This is a genomic window from Kitasatospora sp. NPDC048715 (assembly GCF_043198905.1).
Taxonomy (GTDB): domain Bacteria; phylum Actinomycetota; class Actinomycetes; order Streptomycetales; family Streptomycetaceae; genus Kitasatospora; species Kitasatospora lactacystinica.
Genome location: NZ_JBICVH010000011.1, coordinates 206,687 through 223,471 on the forward strand (window position 1 = coordinate 206,687; position 16,785 = coordinate 223,471).

The 16,785-nt window shown below is 74.1% G+C and carries 12 protein-coding genes; 7 read left to right on the forward strand and 5 right to left on the reverse strand.

Features of this window, described 5'->3' with window-relative positions; all coding sequences use genetic code 11:
- Positions 1–74: 74 nt before the first annotated feature.
- The gene (locus ACGFSC_RS22075) at positions 75–1,115 is read right to left on the reverse strand and encodes an aminotransferase class I/II-fold pyridoxal phosphate-dependent enzyme (protein WP_359901721.1); all 1,041 of its coding nucleotides are present in this window, start codon (positions 1,113–1,115) and stop codon (positions 75–77) included.
- 229 nt (positions 1,116–1,344) lie between these two features.
- On the reverse strand, positions 1,345–1,905 hold the full coding sequence (locus ACGFSC_RS22080) for an SRPBCC family protein (RefSeq protein WP_359901718.1): 561 nt from the start codon (positions 1,903–1,905) through the stop codon (positions 1,345–1,347).
- 248 nt (positions 1,906–2,153) lie between these two features.
- On the opposite strand from ACGFSC_RS22080, the gene ACGFSC_RS22085 reads away from it, so the two are divergent.
- From ACGFSC_RS22085 to ACGFSC_RS22095, 3 genes are all read left to right on the forward strand, one after another.
- Entirely contained in the window at positions 2,154–2,960 is an 807-nt protein-coding gene (locus ACGFSC_RS22085; RefSeq protein WP_359901715.1) for an SAM-dependent methyltransferase, read from the forward strand.
- A 169-nt stretch (positions 2,961–3,129) separates the two neighbouring features.
- Positions 3,130–5,247: an EAL domain-containing protein gene (locus ACGFSC_RS22090; RefSeq protein ID WP_359901712.1), complete on the forward strand. Its 2,118-nt coding sequence runs from the start codon at positions 3,130–3,132 to the stop codon at positions 5,245–5,247.
- 413 nt (positions 5,248–5,660) lie between these two features.
- Complete coding sequence (locus ACGFSC_RS22095) at positions 5,661–9,023, forward strand: hypothetical protein (RefSeq protein WP_359901709.1); 3,363 nt, start codon at positions 5,661–5,663, stop codon at positions 9,021–9,023.
- A 156-nt stretch (positions 9,024–9,179) separates the two neighbouring features.
- Here the strand turns inward: ACGFSC_RS22095 and ribA are convergent, their stop codons facing one another.
- Entirely contained in the window at positions 9,180–9,809 is a 630-nt protein-coding gene (ribA, locus tag ACGFSC_RS22100) for a GTP cyclohydrolase II (RefSeq protein WP_359901706.1), read from the reverse strand.
- Between the two features lie 343 nt (positions 9,810–10,152).
- On the opposite strand from ribA, the gene gdhA reads away from it, so the two are divergent.
- From gdhA to ACGFSC_RS22115, 3 genes are all read left to right on the forward strand, one after another.
- Entirely contained in the window at positions 10,153–11,547 is a 1,395-nt protein-coding gene (gene gdhA / locus ACGFSC_RS22105; protein ID WP_359901703.1) for an NADP-specific glutamate dehydrogenase, read from the forward strand.
- Between the two features lie 229 nt (positions 11,548–11,776).
- Positions 11,777–12,652, forward strand: coding sequence for an AraC family transcriptional regulator (locus tag ACGFSC_RS22110; RefSeq protein ID WP_359901700.1), 876 nt, complete (start codon positions 11,777–11,779; stop codon positions 12,650–12,652).
- A 273-nt stretch (positions 12,653–12,925) separates the two neighbouring features.
- On the forward strand, positions 12,926–13,690 hold the full coding sequence (locus ACGFSC_RS22115; protein WP_359901697.1) for a VOC family protein: 765 nt from the start codon (positions 12,926–12,928) through the stop codon (positions 13,688–13,690).
- Here the strand turns inward: ACGFSC_RS22115 and lnt are convergent.
- Positions 13,666–15,273: an apolipoprotein N-acyltransferase gene (gene lnt / locus ACGFSC_RS22120; RefSeq protein ID WP_359901694.1), complete on the reverse strand. Its 1,608-nt coding sequence runs from the start codon at positions 15,271–15,273 to the stop codon at positions 13,666–13,668. The genes ACGFSC_RS22115 and lnt overlap by 25 nt on opposite strands.
- A gap of 79 nt (positions 15,274–15,352) precedes the next feature.
- Positions 15,353–15,487: a hypothetical protein gene (locus ACGFSC_RS22125; RefSeq protein ID WP_359901691.1), complete on the reverse strand. Its 135-nt coding sequence runs from the start codon at positions 15,485–15,487 to the stop codon at positions 15,353–15,355.
- A gap of 134 nt (positions 15,488–15,621) precedes the next feature.
- On the opposite strand from ACGFSC_RS22125, the gene ACGFSC_RS22130 reads away from it, so the two are divergent.
- On the forward strand, positions 15,622–16,767 hold the full coding sequence (locus ACGFSC_RS22130; RefSeq protein WP_359901688.1) for a hypothetical protein: 1,146 nt from the start codon (positions 15,622–15,624) through the stop codon (positions 16,765–16,767).
- Positions 16,768–16,785: the final 18 nt, after the last annotated feature.

The following is a 16,785-nucleotide window of genomic DNA, read 5'->3' on the forward strand; positions in this document are numbered from 1 at the left end:
CGGGTGAGGGCGGGATTTTCCGGCCGACCGGCGGGCGCGGCCCGGGCCCGATCCGGCCGGGGCATGTGCCGGGGTCACAGGCGCTCCAGCCGCTCCAGGACGGTCATCAGGACCGGCCCCGGCAGGGCGTAGTTCAGGCGCAGCGAACCCCGGCCGACGGAGCCGAACTCGGCTCCGTCGGAGGCCTCCAGGCCGCAGCGCTCCAGCAGGGCCCGGCGGGCGTCGGCGGGCGGCAGGCCGAGCGCGGCGGCGTCCAGCCAGAGCAGGTAGGAGGCGTGCGGGGCGGAGCGGACGGCCGGTCCGAGCCGGTCGGTCAGCCGGGTGCGGGCGGCGGCCAGGTGGGCGAGCAGCGCGTCCAGCCAGGGGCCGCCCTCGCGCAGTGCCGCCTGCTGCACGGTCTGCTCCAGCAGGCCGCCCTCCCAGAGGCCGTAGCCGGCCAGCGCCTCGGCGAACCGGGCGCGCAGCCCGGCATCGGGGACGAGGGCGAAGCCGCTGGGGATGCCGGAGCAGTTGAAGGTCTTGCCGACGGAGTTGAGGGTGACGACGTGGCGCAGGTGCGCCGGGTCCGCGGTGGCGACGGCGACGGGGTGGGCGCGGCCGGGGTGGGTGAGGTCGCCGTGCACCTCGTCCGAGACCAGCAGCGCGCCGCTCTCGGCCGCCCGCGCGGCGAGACCGCGCACCGCGTCGAGGGGCCACACGGTGCCGGAGGGGTTGTGCGGGTTGCTCAGCAGCACGGCGCCGGCGGGGCGGGGGAGCGGGCCGTGCGGGAGCCGGTAGCCGTCCGGGCCCAGGTGCAGCGGCAGCGCGTGGTGGGGGAGGCCGGCCGCGCGGCAGAGCTGGGCGAAACCGCCCCACTCGGGGGTGGGGAAGAGGACGGGGGCCTGCGGCCGTACGGTCTCCAGCAGGATGCGCAGCGCGGTGCGCGGGCCGCAGGGCAGCAGCAGGACCCAGTCCGGGTCCACCGCGGCGCCGTGCCGGGCGCGGTACCAGTCGGCCACCAGGGTGCGGCCGGCCGGGTCGCACACCGTGTAGCCGTACGCGCGGTGACGGGCGCGCCGCTCCAGTGCCTCGGCGACGGCGGGCGGGCCGGGCAGGTCCATGTCGGCGAGGCTCATCGGGATCACCCCGGGGGCGTCCGCGCGGGCCCACTTGCTGCTGCCGGTGCCGGTCCGGTCGAAGGGGGCGTCGAACCCGAAGTCGGGGGCGGGGACGGGGTGGGGTGCGGGGCCGGGACCGGGGCCGGAGTCGGTATCGGGGCCGGAGGCGGGGGCGCCGCGAACAGATGACAGATTTCGAAATCTGTCATCTGTTCGCTGAAAGCTGTCGTCCGTCATCTGTTCGCCGTCACCCGCCGCTCGTCGTCCGTCGTCCGCCGCCCGCCAGGTGGGCGGCGAGCCCCCGCCGCCCCCGGCGCATCATCACCGCGTGGTTGGCCCGGAACAGCGGGTGCAGCGGCAGGGCGAGCCGGCGCAGCAAGGGCTTGCCGGGCCGGGTGTCCTCCTCGAACAGCACCCGGCTGCCCGCGCTGCCCGCGCTGCCCGCGCTGCCCGCGCTGCCCGCGCTGCCCGCGCTGCCCGCGCTGCCCGCGCTGCCCGCGCCGACCGAGCCGCCGGTGGCGTCCGGCGTCACCGTGAACCGCGTCCACCCGGTCAGGTCGCCCCGCATGGTCACCTCCAGTACCCCGGCGTCCGGGTCGCGCCGACTCGCCACCAGGCCGATCACCAGCCGGTACGGCAGCAGCGCGCGCACCACCACGTCCCCGCGGTCCTCGCCGGTCTGCCGGACCTCGCGGATCTCCGGCCACCACAGCGGGTAGCTCCGTACGTCCTCCAGAGCCGCGTACACGGCGGGCGCCGGAGCCGCGAGCCGCCAGACGCCCCGGAATCGGTAGTGGTTGGGGTCCACCGCCCCACCCTAGTGCGGCCAGGCCGGCCCGAGGGGCGAACGACGGTGGACCGTTGTCGAGTTGGTCCCCGGTGCGGACCCGCGCCGGAGGACGGGCGCTCCGGAGGCGTCCGCGCTTCGGGAAGGGCGCATTCCGCTTGCACCCGTTCGGGGTGCGGGGGAGGATCTTGTGTGCTTGTAGTCTCAACAGTCACAGCGGCATCCCCAGGGTGCTGCCACCCCAGAACCGGAGTGAAGGAGTCACAGGCATGCGGCGACCGAGCTGGGTACCGGAGGGTACGGACCTGGACAAACCGAACGCCGCGCGGGTCTACGACTACTACCTGGGGGGCTCCCACAACTTCGAGGTCGACCGGGAGATGGCCCGCAAGGCGATGGCCCTGTGGCCGGAGCTGCCGCAGATCATGCGCTCCAACCGCGCCTTCCTGCGCCGCGCCGTGACCTTCCTCGCCGAGCAGGGCGTCAGCCGCTTCCTGGACATCGGCTCCGGCATCCCGACCTTCAGCGCGGTGCACGAGATCGCCCGCGAGATCCGCCCCGGGGCGAAGGTCGTCTACGTGGACCGCGACCCGGTCGCCGTCGCGCACAGCCGTCTGCTGCTGGAGGACGACCGGGACAGCGCCGTCGTCCAGGCCGACCTGCGCGACGTGGCCGACCTGCTGGCCCGCCCCGAGGTCGCCGAGCTGCTGGCGGCCGGCGAGCCGGTGGCCGTGCTGCTGGTCGCCGTCGCCCACTTCGTCAGCGACGAGGAGGACCCGTGGAAGCTGATCGGCGTGATCCGCGACGCCCTCCCGCCCGGCAGCGCGCTGGTGCTCTCGCACGCCTCCCTGGAGGGCCGCCCGGACCAGGCGGAGGACCACCAGAAGCTGTACCGGATGACGCCGACCCCGCTGACCATGCGCACCCACGAGCAGATCACCGCGATGTTCTCCGGTTTCGAGCTGGTCGAGCCGGGCGTGGTCTACCTGCCGCAGTGGCGCCCGGACCAGCCCGGTACGGTCGGTGAGCACCCCGAGCGGATGACCGGGGTGGCGGGCGTGGGGTTCCGCCCTTGATCGGACGCGACGGACGAGGCACCGACGGCCGTGCGCCCCGCGCGGCGGCCGCCGGAAGCGCGGTGCCGGGCCCGGGCGGCAGCACGACCCGGGGCAACCGGAGCGGCCGAGCGGCCGTCGCCGGGCCCGCCGCAACCGGCGCGCACAGCAGAGGAACCAGGTTCAGCAGATGAGTACCACCCCGGTGCGCGGCAACGCGGAGCGGTTCCACGAGGACTGGGCCCGACTGCTCTCCGCCGACCACGGCATCGCCGTCCACCCCGGCCTGCTCGGCCGGCTGGTCGCGCGCACCGCCGCGCTGCTGCACCGCGCCCAGGAGGACGACCCGTTCGAGCCGCGGCTGGCCGCGCAGGCCGGCGCCGAACTGGTCGACGCGCACTTCACCGACCCGGTGCTGCTGGCCCGGGCGGTCGAGCTGCTCCAGGCGCAGCCCGTCCACGACGACCGCGGCCCGGCCCTGACCGGCGCCTTCGCGGCCGGCTGGGCGGGCGCCCTGCGCGAGCGCACGCTGATCGAGCAGGAGGCGATCCGCACCGCCGCCGACGCCGCCCGCAAGGAGGCCGAGCGGGCGCTGCGCGCGTCCGAGGCCCGGTTCCGGGCGCTGTTCGAGAGCGCCGCGATCGGCATCGGCATCGGCGACACCGACGGCAACATCATGGCGGTCAACAAGGCCCTCCAGGAGCTGTTCGGCGCGGGCCCGGAGGACATGATCGGGCGCCGGGTCGGCGACCTCGTGCACCCCGAGGACACTCCGGGCGTGTGGGAGGCGTACGAGGAGCTGATCAGCGGCAAGCGGGACTACTTCCAGTTCGACAAGCCGTACTACCGCCAGGACGGCGAGGTGATCTGGACCCACCTGACCGTCTCGCTGATCCGCGACGACGACGGCATCCCGCAGTACCAGGTCGCGATGCTGGAGGACGTCACCGACCGCTACCGGCTCCAGGAGCGGCTGCGCCACCAGGCCACCCACGACCCGCTGACCGGGCTGCCCAACCGCGCGGCCTTCTTCGAGCGGCTGGAGAAGCTGTTCGAGGAGCCCGAGCCGGGTGCCCGCTTCGGCCTCTGCTACGTCGACCTCGACGGCTTCAAGGTGGTCAACGACAGCCTCGGCCACGACATGGGCGACCAGCTGCTGGCCGCCGTCGGCGCCCGGCTGAAGGCCGCCCTCAGCCCGCTGGGCCACCTGGTCGCCCGGCTCGGCGGCGACGAGTTCGTCGTCCTGCTGGAGCGCTGCCGCGGCGAGCAGGAGGCGGTGGCCGCCGCGAAGACCGTGCTCAAGGCGCTCGCCGGGCCGGTGCTGATCGGCGACCACAAGCTCGCCGTCGGTGCCAGCGTCGGCGTGCTGGAGCGGCGGGTGTCCACCACCACCCCGGGCGCGGCCGTCCGCGCCGCCGACCTCACGCTGTACCGCGCCAAGGAGGCCGGCCGCGGCCGCTGGACGCTGTTCGACCCCAAGGAGAACGCCCGCGCGGTCAGCCGCTACGCGGTGTCGGTGCGGATGCCGGCGGCCCTCGACCGCGGCGAGTTCTTCATCGACTATCAGCCGCTCTACCGCCTCGCGGACGGCCGGCTGGCCGCCGTGGAGGCGCTGGTGCGCTGGCGCCACCCGCAGCTCGGCGTGCTCGGCCCGGACGAGTTCGTCACCACCGCCGAGGAGACCGGGCTGATCATGCCGCTCGGCCGCTGGGTGCTGGAGCAGGCCTGCGGCCAGGCCGCGGACTGGATCAAGCGGTACGGCGACGCCGCCCCGCAGCTGAACGTCAACCTGGCGGTCCGGCAGGCCCGCAGCGCCGCCCTGGTCACCGACCTCGGCCGGATCCTCGACGGCACCGGACTGGACCCGGCCCGGCTGCAGCTGGAGATCACCGAGTCGACCGTGGTCGGGCCCGAGGACGAGGCGCTGCGCACCCTGCACGGGCTGGTCGACCTCGGGGTGTCGCTGGCCGTGGACGACTTCGGCACCGGCTGGTCCAACCTCGCCTACCTGCGCGACCTGCCGGTCTCCGGGCTGAAGATCGCCGGTTCCTTCGTCGGCGACCTGCACGAACCGGGGAAGGACGAGTCCACCGGGTGGCGGATCGTCAGCGGACTGGTGTCGATGGCGCACGCGCTCGGGCTGAACGTCACCGCCGAGGGCGTGGAGACCCACCGGGACGCGGAGCGGCTGCGGACCATGGGCTGCGACTGGGCGCAGGGCTGGCACTTCGGGCGCCCGGTGCGGCCCGACGAGATCGCCCGGCGGATCGTGGAGGAGCCGGCGGGGCGCCCGGTCGGGGAGCACTGAGGGCCGACGGCGCCCGGTTCCGCGCCGCGGGAGGCGCTTGCGTACCGGTCCTGCGACGGGTCGGTCCTGATCCGGAAAAGCGCCCGACACCCGCGCCCGCCGTGCGGGATGATGACGCGTCACAATCCACCCCGGCACCGGTGCGCCCGCGGTCACGACCCCGCGCCGGTCCGGGCTGCGGGGGAGGGAAACGTCGCATGGGCACGACGGAGGACGCGGTTCCGGCCGAGGGCGAACGGCGCGGGCCGAGGCCCCGGTCGGCCGCCGGAGCCGAGCCGGGGAATCCGCCGGGGAGCAGGGTGGAGCGGTGGTCGCGGGGGCGTTGGCGCGGCTCCGAAGCCGCCTCCGACCGGCCCTCCCGGCTCGGGTCGGTCCCGCCCGGGTCGGTGCCTTCAGGGTCGGTGCCGCCCGGGGTGGATCCGCCGACCCGGGTGGACCCGCGCGCCGCGACCCGTCGGGCGCCCGCCGTCCCGCCGCGCTTCGACCCGGAGGCGGCGACGCGTCGGACGTCCCGCGCCGAGCCGCGGTTCGACCCGGAGGCGGCCACCCGCCGCAGGCCGGATGCCGGGCGGGGGTCCGACCAGGACGCGCTGACGGAGGTCCGGCCGGGGAGGCCGGGGAGTCCGGGCCGGCCGGGGCGTCCGACGCACCCGGGACGTTCGGGCGGCGCCGACCCGGAGGCGGTCACCGAGGTCGTCCGGCCCAGGTCCGGGGCGGGAGGCGGAGGCGGCTCGCCCTCCTGGCAGGACGGCATCGGGCCCGGCGGTCCCGCTCCGGCCGGAGGCCCCGGCGGACGCCCGGGCTCCGACGGCCCGTTCGAGGGCGCCTTCCCGGACGCCCTGCGCGGCCGCTTCATCCCGCTGGGCCGGGCCGGGGCCGGTTCCGAGGGCACCGTCTGGTACGTCCGGCGCACCGACGGAGGCGGTGACGCGGCCGTCAAGGTGGCCGTCGCCGGGCACCCGATGGACCACGACCTGCTCGCCCACCTGCGCAACGACGGCTTCCGCCGGCACGTCCCGCACCTGATCGACTTCGGCCGGGTCGGCCACCACGGCGCCCAGGTGGACTGGGTGGCCATGGAGTACCTGCCGGTCACCCTCGCCGCGCACGTCGCCGGACTGTGGCGGGAGGGCGGTCACGGCGACCGGCGGACCACCGAGCAGATCGTCCACGAGCTCGTCGCCCTGCTCGACTTCTGGCAGCAGCGGATCAAGCGCAACCCGCTGGACTTCAAGCCCGCCAACATCCTGGTGCGCCCCGGCAGCGGGTCCGGGGAGTTCGTGATCGCCGACTTCGGCGGCGTCGACCGGCTCACCGACAGCCGCCGGTTCACCTCCGCGATGATGGTCACCGTCGCCTACATGGCCCCCGAGCAGCTGGCCGGCAAGAACCACCAGGCCGGGCCCTGGTGGGGTCTCGGCAACGTGCTGTACGAGCTGTTCGTCGGCCGCCCGCGCTTCATCGGCGCGGACGGCGAGCGCCCGGCCGACCAGGAGCTGGAACTGGAACTGGTCATGGGCGAGGAGGTGGACCTCGCAGCCGTCCGTGACCCGCGCCAACTGCTGCTCCTCCAAGGGCTGTTCACCAAGAAGCCGGAGGACCGCTGGACCGCGCCGCAGGTCCGCGGCTGGCTGGCCGGCGGCACCCCCGAGGTGATCCGCCGCCGGCCGCAGGCGCAGGCCCGGGCGCACCGGCCGGTCACCTTCCTCGGCAACCCGTTCACCGACCCGGTCCGGCTCACCGAGGCGCTGCTCAAGAACTCCGGCGCGGCGGCCCGCTGGCTCTCCACGGGGGGAGCGGAACGGGTGCGCGACTGGCTGCGGGACGAGGTCGAGGACACCGTCTTCGACCTGCACCACCTCTCCGACGTGGCCCGGGCGCCCGGCTCCCGGCGCGAGTCCGTGGCGGCGGTCGCGGTGCTCGCCCTGGGCGCCGCCTTCGCCCCGGGCGCCGTCCCGCACTACCGCGACCGCCGGATCGACACCACCGGCCTGGAACGCGTCGTCACCGAACCGGACGGCGCCGAGTTCATCGACGAACTGGTCCGGGGCGGGGCGCCGACCGTGGTCGCCCGCTACGACTGCTTCCACCCCGAGTGCGCGGGCGAGCACTGCTCGCGGCTGCTCGCGCTGGCCGGACTGCCGGAGGCGCTGGCCGAGGTGGACCGGCTGGCACGCACCGTCGGCGGCGGCCGGCGCGGCGGCGACGGGCTCAGCCCCGAGGAACGCGAGGAGGCGCACCGGCAGGCGGTCTGGCTGAGCATCCGGCCCGAGGAGCGCGCACGGCTGCTCGGCCGGCTCTCGCCGCTGCCCGCCGCCCTGCACCGGCTGCCGCTGCCCGAGCGGGTGTCCGAGCTCGCGGCCGTGGTGGCCGCCACGGTGGTGGACGGCGCGCTGGCGGTGGACGCGGGCGCCCGCACCGTCGTACGGGCGGCGGCCCGCAGGCCGGCGCCGGACCCGGCGGCGGCCACCGCCCGGGACGTGGTGCGGCGCCGCTGGTCCGCGCTGCGGCGCCGGGCGGTGGGCGCCGACCCGGCGCAGCCGGGCGGGCGGGCGGCCCTGATCGCGGCGGAGGCACTGCGGCGGCGCGGCCGGGGACGGTCCGAGCAGCCCGAGCGGCCCGAGCCGGAGGCGGGGGTACGACAGGAAGGGCGGGTGGCCCGGCTGTGGCACAACCGGCGCCGGCGGCCCCCGGTGGACCGGCGGGCCCGACTGGCGGCCTGGTGGCCCTACGCCCGCACCGCACTGCCGCGCCGGGCCGGGGCGGTCCTGCTGCTGCTCCTCGCCTTCGGACTGCTGCTGTGGGCGGGAGCGGTGCTCCGCTACCCGGTCGAGGCGGGCGACAAGCTCGACCTCTCGCCCGCCGGCGCCTTCGGCGGACACCTGCGCAACGCCGGCGACCACGCGGCCCGGCAAGTGGTCGGACAGCTCGGTGCGGGGCTCGTGGCGGCCGCCGTGATCGCCTTCTTCCCCGCCCGGGTGGGCATCGGCACGGCACTGCTGACCGGGGCCGGGGCCCTCGCCATCGGCTACCTGCGGCTCGGGCCGCCGATGACCGCGCCGGCCACGCCGCAGTCGGTGGCCGACCGGGTGGTCGTGTTCGAGGGCGGGATGGGGAGCTGGGCCGGCATCGCGGCGGTGGTGGCGATCGTGGTCTCGCTCGTCCTGGTGGAACGGGCCTCCAACCGGCTGCTGAAGCCCGCCCAGGAGGCGCGCACCCAGGTCCGGGCGGCCTGGCGGCGGCTGGACGAGCGGAGCGCTGAGCAATCGCCCGGGGCCACCGGCGGCGAACGGGTGTGGAGCGCGCCGTCCGGGCGGTGGCGGACGGGCGGCGCGGGGACCCGCGACCGGGTGCGGTTCGCGCTCGGGACGACGGCGGTGCTGGTGCTGCTGCTGTGGGCGGCGGTCGAGGTCAGGCTCGCGGCCACCGGGGTGCACCGGACGCCCGGCTCCTGGGGGACGGGACAGAGCGGCGCGGCCTACCAGGCCGGGTTCGTCCTGCTGCTGGCGGTGGTGTCGCTGGTGAGCGCCCTCGGGACTCCGGCCACCGCCCGGGGGCTGTTCGCGCTCTGGGTCCCGGCCACCCTGTTCCTGGGGGCCTGGCCCGGGCCGCTGGGACCGGTCGAGGCACTGCGGATACCGGTGTTCGAGGGGCCGTTCAGGTCGATCGCCGGGCTGTGGGGGCACGGGGCCTTCTGGGCCGCCCTGCTGGTGATGCTGCCACTGGCGGCGTACGGGGGGCTGCGGACGGTCCGGGGACGGGCGGGGCGCGGCTGAGGGGCGACGAGTGACAGCTGGCACTTGGCAGCTGGCAGCTGGCACCTGGCAGCGGACGGATGACGACTGACGGATGACAGCTGACAGATTTCGAAATCTGTCAGCTGTCATCCGTCATCTGTTCTCTGTTCGCTGCGGCCCGTTCTCTGCCGGCGCTCAGCCGACCAGTCGGGAGAGCTCGATCGAGTGTCCCGTCCGCTCCACCTTCGCCCGCAGGTAGCGGACGTTGCTCGCCGACAGGTGCACGCCCGTCGGCACCCGGTGCCGCACGACGATCCCCAGCTCGGCCAGCTGCGCCGCCTTGTCCGGGTTGTTGCTCAGCAGGTCGATGTCCGTGGCGCCGAGCGCGGCGAGCATCTGGGCGGCCGCGGTGTAGTCCCGGCCGTCCTCGGGCAGGCCGAGGGCGGTGTTGGCGTCGTACGTGTCCAGGCCGGAGTCCTGGAGGGCGTACGCGTCCAGCTTGTTGTAGAGCCCGATGCCGCGGCCCTCCTGCCGCAGGTAGAGCAGGTATCCGCCGGCCTCGCTGATCCGCTCCACCGACTCGCGCAGCTGCGGCCCGCAGTCGCAGCGGTCGGAGCCGAAGACGTCGCCGGTCAGGCACTCGGAGTGCAGCCGCACGAGCGGCGTCCCGCCCTCGGGGACCGTGCCGAGCGCGAGCGCCAGGTGCTCGGCGCCGTCGGCGAGGCCGTGGAAGGTGAAGGTCTCCGCCTCGGCGCGGTAGCCGTCGGGGAAGGTCAGCGGGATGCGCACACGCGAGCGCACCGTGGCGGAGCCGGGCTGCGGCATGGGTGGGCCTCCGTGGATCGGGGATGGGCCGGGACGAATCAGGGGTGGACCGGGACGAACCGGGTGGGTTCGACCGGTCCGGACGGATCGCGGTGGATCGGAGGTCGACCGTACTAGGTAGTTCCAATTTGAACAACTAGCGGGCCGATGGGACGGGGCTCGACCGCGGAGGCGCACACCACCCCACCGGTCCCGACTGTTCCCACCAGGCCTTCCAGCATGTGGATGGTGCGGGACCCGCGGTGTGGACACTGCGAGACTTGCCGCGTTTCCTGGGCACGTCCCTCAGGCCCGCCGGGACACCGCGCACGCCCATCGACGACCACGGAAGGGTCCTGACCAGATGCCGCTGACCCCCGCCACCCCCCACTCCTCCCTCGACTCCTCCTTCGACGCCGAGCGGCGCGCGATAGAGGCGCTCTACGCGGACGTGGTCCGCCGCAACCGGGGCGAGGACGAGTTCCACCAGGCCGTCCACGAGGTGCTGGAGACCCTCGCGCCGGTGCTCGCCCACCGCCCCGAGCTCCTCGACGCCCGGATCATCGAGCGGATCTGCGAGCCCGAGCGGCAGCTGATGTTCCGGGTGCCGTGGACGGACGACTCCGGTGACATCCACGTCAACCGCGGCTTCCGGGTGGAGTTCAGCAGCGCCCTCGGGCCGTACAAGGGCGGGCTGCGCTTCCACCCCTCGGTGAACCTCGGGATCGTCAAGTTCCTGGGCTTCGAGCAGATCTTCAAGAACGCGCTCACCGGTCTGCCCATCGGCGGGGGCAAGGGCGGCTCCGACTTCGACCCCAAGGGCCGGTCGGATGCCGAGATCATGCGGTTCTGCCAGTCCTTCATGACCGAGCTCTACCGCCACCTCGGCGAGTACACCGACGTGCCGGCCGGGGACATCGGCGTCGGCGGCCGGGAGATCGGCTACCTCTTCGGCCAGTACAAGCGGATCACCAACCGGTACGAGAGCGGCGTGCTCACCGGAAAGGGCCTGGGCTGGGGCGGCGCGCAGGTCCGTACCGAAGCCACCGGCTACGGCTGCGTCATGTTCACCTCCGAGATGCTGCACAGCCGCGGCGAGAGCCTGGACGGGCGCCGGGTGGTCGTCTCCGGGGCCGGCAACGTCGCGGTCTACGCGATCGAGAAGGCCCAGCAGCTCGGCGCGACCGTGCTCACCTGCTCCGACTCCTCCGGTTACGTGGTGGACGAGAAGGGCATCGACCTCGACCTGCTCAAGGAGGTCAAGGAGGTCCGGCGCGGCCGGGTCTCCGACTACGCCCGACTGCGCGGTGGCCACGTCCGGTTCGTCGAGGGCCCGGGCGTGTGGAGCGTTCCCTGTGACGTCGCGCTGCCCTGCGCCACCCAGAACGAGCTGGCGGAGGCCGACGCGCTGGCCCTGGTGCGCAACGGGGTGCTGGCCGTCGCCGAGGGCGCCAACATGCCCACCACCCCGGAGGCGGTGCGGGTGTTCCAGGAAGCCGGGGTGGCCTTCGGTCCGGGCAAGGCGGCGAACGCCGGCGGCGTCGCGACCAGCGCCCTGGAGATGCAGCAGAACGCCTCGCGCGACTCCTGGACCTTCGAGCACACCGAGGAGCGGCTGGCCGGGATCATGAAGCACGTCCACGACTCCTGCTTCACCACCGCCGAGCGCTACGGCCACCCGGGCAACTACGTGGTCGGTGCGAACATCGCCGGCTTCGAGCTGGTCGCCGACGCGATGCTGGCCCAGGGCCTGATCTGAGCCGCTGACGTGAGGCCCGCTGACGCAAGGCAGCTGCCTCGGCGCCGCCGAGGCAGCACCGCCGCATCCGAGCCGCCGACGGCCGTCACCCGACGGCCGTCGCCCGATGATCGGTACCCGGTGATCGGTACCCGGTGATCGGTACCCGACCGGAGCGGGCACCGATTGTCGGGTGCGGCAGGGTGTGTCCTTCCTACGGTGAGTGTCACAAGGGAAGGACGGGGTTGGCGTGCTGGAGCACCTGAACCGGGCGATGGACCGGATCGAACGAGACCTGGACCGCGAGGTCGACGTGGCCGAGCTGGCGCGGATCGCGATGACGTCGGAGTACCACTTCCGGCGGCTGTTCTCGATGCTCGCCGGGATGCCGCTGTCGGAGTACGTCCGGCGTCGGCGGCTCACCGTCGCCGGGGCCGAAGTCCTCGACGGCGAGCGGACGTTGCTCGACATCGCGGTCCGGTACGGGTACTCCTCGGGGGAGGCGTTCGCCCGGGCGTTCCGGGCCATGCACGGAGTCGGGCCGGGCGAGGTCCGGCGCGACGGTGCGGTGCTCGTCTCCCAGCCCCGGATGTCCTTCCGACTCGTCGTGGAGGGGAGCAGCAGCATGGAATACCGGATCGTGGAGAAGCCGGACTTCCGGATCGTCGGCAAGAAGGCCCGGGTCACCCTGATCTACGTGGGGATCAACCCGGGGATCGCCGAGTTCGTCAAGGGGCTCGACAAGGACACGGTCGCTCGGATCGCGGCCCTGTCCGGGGACGACCCGGCCGGGATCCTTTCGGTGAGCGACGACTTCGCGCCGAACCGCGAGGAGGGGTCCGAACTCGACTACTGGCACGCGGTGGTGGCGCGCGAGGGCGTCGCCGTCCCGGCGGATCTGGACGTGCTCGACGTCCCGGCCGGCACCTGGGCGGTGTTCACCAACACCGGGCCGTTCCCGCAGGCCCTGCAGGAGATGTGGGGGGACGTGGCGAGCCAGTGGTTCCCGTCCAACCCGTACGAGGCCCGGCCGGGTCCGGAGATCCTCCGGGTCCGCCCCGTGCCGGGGACGGGCGACGCCGAGGCGGAGCTGTGGATCCCGGTGGCACGGGCCGTGCGCAGCTGACGGATGGCGGGCGGCAGCCGGCGGGCACCAGCCGTCAGGCGCCTGTCGCCGGACGCCCGCCGCCGGACAACAGCCGACAGATAACCGATGACGAATAACAGATGACAGCTGACAGATTTCGAAATCTGTCAGCTGTCATCTGTTCGTCCACCCCGTTCGGCCCACCATCGCCCGCCAAGCTCCGCCCCCGCCCCGCATGCTGGGGCGGGAGGTGCGGGGGCCGAGGCGCCGAAAAACCCGGGAGTTCCCGAGCAAGCTGCGAGGACAGACGCCATGAAGCAGACCTCCGTGACCACCAACGCCCCCTGCTGGACGGAGCTGGGCACCTCCGACCCGCCCGCCGCCCTGGCCTTCTACACCGAGCTCTTCGGCTGGCAGGTGGACGACACGGCCCGCCCCGGGCACGGCGACTACGCCCAGATGCTGGTCGGGGGAGCCCCGGCCGCCGCCATCACCCCGCGCTACGCCCCGCAGCAGCCGATCGCCTGGACGGTCTGCATCGCGGTCGCCGATGCCGACGCCACCGCCGCGAGGGTCAAGGAGTCCGGCGGCCGGGTCCTGAAGGACCCCACCGACGTCTCCGACTTCGGCCGCTTCTCGGTGGCCGCCGACCCCTCCGGCGCGGTGCTCATCGTCTGGCAGGCCCGCGCCTTCCGGGGCGCCGGGGTGTTCAACGAGCCCGGCTCGCTCGGCTGGGTGGAACTGCTCACCCGTGACCCGGCCGGCGCGCTCGCCTTCTACCCGGAGGTCTTCGGCTGGTCCGTCGCCCCGTCCGAGCACTACCCCCAATGGGGCCTGGACGGACGGGACTTCGGCGGCATGCTGACGATGGACGACCGCTTCCCGCCCCAGGTGCCGCCGCACTGGCTGCCGTACTTCGCGGTCGCCGACGTCGACAACACCGTCGGTCGGGCGACGGCGCTCGGCGGGGACGTCCTGATGCCCGCCACCGGACTGCCGGGGGGACGACGGATCGCCGTGCTCCGCGACCCCCAGGGCGCCGCGTTCGGGGTCTACACCGCCGGCGCCGAGGGCTGACCGGCCCGCCGGGCGACGCGCGAGCGCCGCCACCCGGCCACGGCCACCAGCGCCGCCCCCGCCGTGACCAGCAGCGCCCCGAGCGGCACCACGTCGCCGATCCGGTCGTACCAGGTCAGCGTCCCGGGCGCGGTGAGCGGCAGTCGGACGGTCAGCGCGCCGGTGCTGCCGGTACCGAGCCGGGCGAGCTCCCGGCCCTGGGCGTCGAAGGCGGCCGAGACCCCGGTCAGCGAACCCTGCACGGCCGGCCGCCCGGTCTCGGCGGCCCGGATCGCCGCCAGTGAGACGTGCTGCTCGGGCGCCCAGGTGCGCTGGAAGGTCGAGGTCGAGGACTGGTAGACCAGCACCCGGGCGCCGTCCCGGGCGGCGGTGCGGGCCATGTCGGGGAAGGCCGACTCGAAGCAGATCAGTGCCCCGACGGGCAGCGGCGCGCCGGCCCGGTCGGTGGCGGGCAGGAGGTGGAAGGACGTGCCGGGCGCCCGGTTCTCGCCCGCCGCCCGGCTGACCCCGGCGATCCAGCCGAGCGCCGGCCGCAGCGGGATGTACTCGCCGAACGGCACCAGCCGGATCTTGCGGTAGCGGTCCACCACGCCGGCGGGGGAGACCAGTACAGCGTCCTTGGAGATCCGCCCGTCCGCCTTGCGCGCGTCCTCCCCGGCCACGACCTCGGCGCCGGTGGTCGCGGCGAGCCCGCGCAGCGTGTCCAGTGCGGCCGGGTCGCGGTCCAGGTCGGCGGTGGTGCTGCTCTCGCCCCACACGACCAGGTCCACCGGCTGTCCGACGAGTCCGGCCGTGATCCGCGCGCTCGCCTCGAACCGGGCCCTGGGGTCCTCCACGATGCCGGGCTGGACCAGTGCCACGGTCGCGGCCCCGTCCCTGGCGGGCGCCTCGCGCAGGGCGAACAGCAGCGGGCCGGAGGCCAGCACCAGCACGACGGAGCCGGCGGCGACGGCCCGCGGTCGCCGGTGCACCGCGGTCAGCGCGATCAGCACCCCGGTGTTCACCGCCGCCACCGCCGCACTGACCAGCCAGATCCCGCCGGCCGAGGCCAGGGCGAGGATCGCCGGGTGCCGCCACTGGGTGGCGCCGAGCAGCGCCCACGGGCCGCCGAGCGCGGGCCAGGACCGCGCGTACTCGGCGGTCACCCAGACCGCCGGGACGACCAGGAGCGCCAGGAGCGCCCGCCGGGCGGAGAGCCGGGGGTGCAGCAGCCGGTGCACGGTGTACCCGACGCCGCTCTGGAGCGCCCCGAGCAGCACCGCGAGCACCGGCAGCCCCGGCCCGATGGACGGGACCAGCCAGGACATCGCGGCGAGGATGAACCCCGCCCCGAACCACCAGCCGCGCACCGCCGCCTCCCGGCCCGACGGCGCCCGCTGCATCAGCAGCAGCCCGGGCACCAGCGCGATCCACGCCAGCCACGCCTGCCCGGGTTCGGGGAGGGCGAGCACCGGAACCGCTCCGGCCGCCAGCGCACCGACCCGCCCCCGGTACCGGTGCGGCGCGTGCGGCTCCCGCCCCTCGGTGGGGGTCGTGGTCGTCGTGGTCGGAGCAGGGCCGGTGGGAGCGGTGCGGCGCGACATGCCCCGTATTGTCCGCTCGGACCGCCCTCGGTGCCAGATGGCCGCACGCGAGGCCGACGCGGATCGGCGGGTCGGCGAATCATCGGAACAACTGGATCACCCCCGAAATCACCTGGGTGAGGAGATTGGCCACGGAAAGGAGGTTGACCGCGACTTTGATGCGCTCGTGGAGTTTCCCGTTCCCGGCCGTGCTGGTTTCGGTGTTCGTCGTCATGCTTCAAATCTGGTGTACCGGGACGTGTCGAATACGGGGCCGGGCAAAGCGTTACCGAGTGATACGTGGCGGGACCCGGCGGGACGGGAGTGGTGTAACGTTTTACGAGGGATTACGGAAAAAGGGGGCAATACGTGCAAAATGGTGGAGCGCTCGCCGACCTGACCATGCGGCTTCGCGAGCTGCACCTCAACGCCGGCGAGCCCAGCACCCGGCGGATCGCCGCCGGGACCGCCGGCGCGGTGAGCCACAGCACCGTCCACCAGGCGCTGACCGGCAAGCGCCTGCCCAGGTGGGGCGCGCTGGAGCTGATCGTGGAGGCGCTCGGGGGAGATCCGGAGGAGTTCCGCGCCGCCTGGAAGTCCGCTCGGCTCCAGGAGGACAGCCCGGAGGAACCCGCCGACCGGGCGATGCCCGCGGACAGTCGCCGCTATCGGCTGTCGGAAGGGACGGAAACGGGTCTGGGGAGGCAGCGCATTGCGTACCGCATCGCCGAGAGGATGCTCGACTCCGAAAATCCTCAAGAAGCTGCGAAATTCCTGAAGAAGGAATTCGAAGGAAACCCTCGGAGCCCGTTGACGGTGTTGTACCTGCGCGCTCTGGCCAAGTCGAATGACAGCGGGATCACAGCTGTTCTGAAGACGCTCCGGGGCGTGGACATGGAGTCGGCGGACGCGGCCGAAGCGGTCGCCGATTACCTGGAGGACCACCTCGGGGACGTCGAGGCGTCGCTCGGACACATGCTGAACGCCCTTCGGCTCGACCCCGGCAACGGGCTGTACGCCTGGTCCGTGGCGGGCTATCTCGACTACCTGAACCGTCCCGAGGAGGCTCTGCCGTACTACCGGCGGGGCGCCGAGCTATTCCCGACCGACAACCTCTGCGTGGCCGGCTGTGCCAGGGCGTTGGTCAAGGCCGGCCGGTTCGCCGAGGCCGAGCGGGTCGCCCGGTCGTCGGGCAGCGACGACATCGAGGTCAAGGAGTGGCTTGCCCAGGCCCTGGCACTCCAAGGGAAGTTCGACGAGGCGGAGCAGGAGCTGCGCCCGTTGACGGACCGGGCGTACATCGCGCAGATCCTGGTCCGGATTCTGCTGACCGCCGAGAGGTACGACGACGCGCTGAAGCTGGTGGAACGACGCGTCGACGACGACCACGTCGGTCTCGCCTTCCAGGCCACCTACCTGGACGTCCTGATCGCGGCCGGCCGGGCCGAGGAGGCCGACCGCTGGCGGGCCCGCCTCGAAGCGCAGTGGTGGGAACGCGAAGGCCGCCGGTCCTGACACCGGCGGCCTCCGCTC